General features: G+C 34.9%; 1 protein-coding gene. It reads right to left on the bottom strand.

Going from position 1 to position 1,653, the window contains the following annotated elements:
- Positions 1 to 128: 128 nt before the first annotated feature.
- Positions 129 to 1,562 (bottom strand): IS4 family transposase, encoded by a 1,434-nt coding sequence (locus ACODS7_RS31840; protein ID WP_289664218.1) that lies wholly within the window; start codon positions 1,560 to 1,562, stop codon positions 129 to 131.
- Between the last annotated feature and the right edge of the window lie 91 nt (positions 1,563 to 1,653).

Raw genomic sequence — 1,653 nt, 5'->3', positions numbered from 1 at the left:
CATGCCCATCAACTTAAGGATAGACACAATATTAACTTTTGTTCATTTGAACTAAAACTGTCCCTACAAGGGATCCAGTTATTAAATTTAAACACGCCAAATAAACCCTAACGGGTTTCATTTTTTTCTTATGCAGCTTTCTTTTGCTTGCTGCATCCACTATACTCATAGATAACACCCATGATATCAAAGACTGTTTTCTTCTCATATCGATGAGATTTCCGTCCGTTTTGTTGTAGAAGGTGGAACAGGCGGGTTAGAAGCTTTGTTATCTCTTGGGTGTTTTGTATGGATTGATAGAGGAGAAATAGATGGTCTTGAATCATCCCAATTGCTTTATATTCACTTAATTCTTTTTGCTTCTTCTGTAATAAAAGTTGACGCATTTTAAACATGGTAGAAGAACATAAGAAAATAGCGATCAGTTTTCCATATAAATGGCACTCTATTCTTTCTTGTTTGACAGTGCGACAATGATCTATATCAAATAATGATTTCCACGTTTTAAAAACAATTTCTATCTGCCAGCGTAATGTGTACAATTCATGTACTTGTTCCATCGGAACCCATTCCCAAGGGGCATTTGTCACATATACATTTAATCCCGCTGCTAATTTACTTTTCTCTGAATAAGTTCTGTGTTTTGACTTTTCTTTTTCTGCAATTTTCTCTAGGCGTTTTTGTAATTGTGCCGCTGTTAAACGATGAAAAACAAGACGTGAAAATAACTGCTGTTTATCTCCAATATAAGCTTGCTGATATTCTATCGTTTCCCCTGGTTGGAGTTGATTCAAAATCTGTATGACATTGATTTGTATGTATTCTGATTGTTTTTTAATGGAACCATTTTTAAAATATTTCGGATCTGGATTTTTTACATATACGTTTGTATTTAACTTTAACCGCGAAATATAATACGTACCCCGTTGATCCATTTGATCTAAATCCTCTAATGAAAAATACCCTAAATCACGAATACATAAATCGCCTGGCCTTAACGTATCTAAACATTCTGTTCCAAATGTTTTATCATTATTTTTTCCAGGACCCACTTGAAAATTAAGAAATTGTCCACTATGTAAATCATATTCTAATTGAATTTTGATTCCAGCTGTTTGCGCGCAACCGCCTGAGCCAGGATAGATATGCTCTAACGTATTAGGTACCTGAAACATGGTGGCATCCATGATGCGAATGCGTTGAAAATGAGCAAAAAGTTGATTAGAAATGTGAGTGTGTTCACAGATTTTTTGTTGTAATAACAAAGAAAAGATATGTTTTAAAAATAACACTGATTTTTCATTAAATCGTTTATTTAAGCCCTCCGGGCTAAGTACAGTACCTGTAACTGCGTGAAGTCTACTACATAATCGGACTAAAGGATCACTGGCCACCCTTTGACTAATCCAAATACAAATGGTAGCTAAATCTGCCCCTGAAAATTTGCGTTTTCTCTTTACAAACTTCACCTCTCTTGCGAGTTCTTCCAAAAATTCAGGTGTGATATAGCGCTGTAATTCTTCCGCTAATGATTGTAACTCCTCTTGAATCGAGAGATTCATAAAAAATGTCACCCTTTCTCATAGATTATTAAGAAAGAATAACGTTTTTTTGTACTTGGGGGTAGTAAAAAGGCTTAAGTTGATGGGCATG

The sequence above is a fragment of the Bacillus sp. FG16 genome, assembly GCF_057809515.1.
This window is presented reverse-complemented; position numbering and strand designations above follow the sequence as displayed.

What these genes read in the sequence shown, in the direction of transcription:
- ACODS7_RS31840 (WP_289664218.1), bottom strand. Translation starts at nt 1,562, where the DNA reads ATGAATCTCTCGATTCAAGAGGAGTTACAATCATTAGCGGAAGAATTA.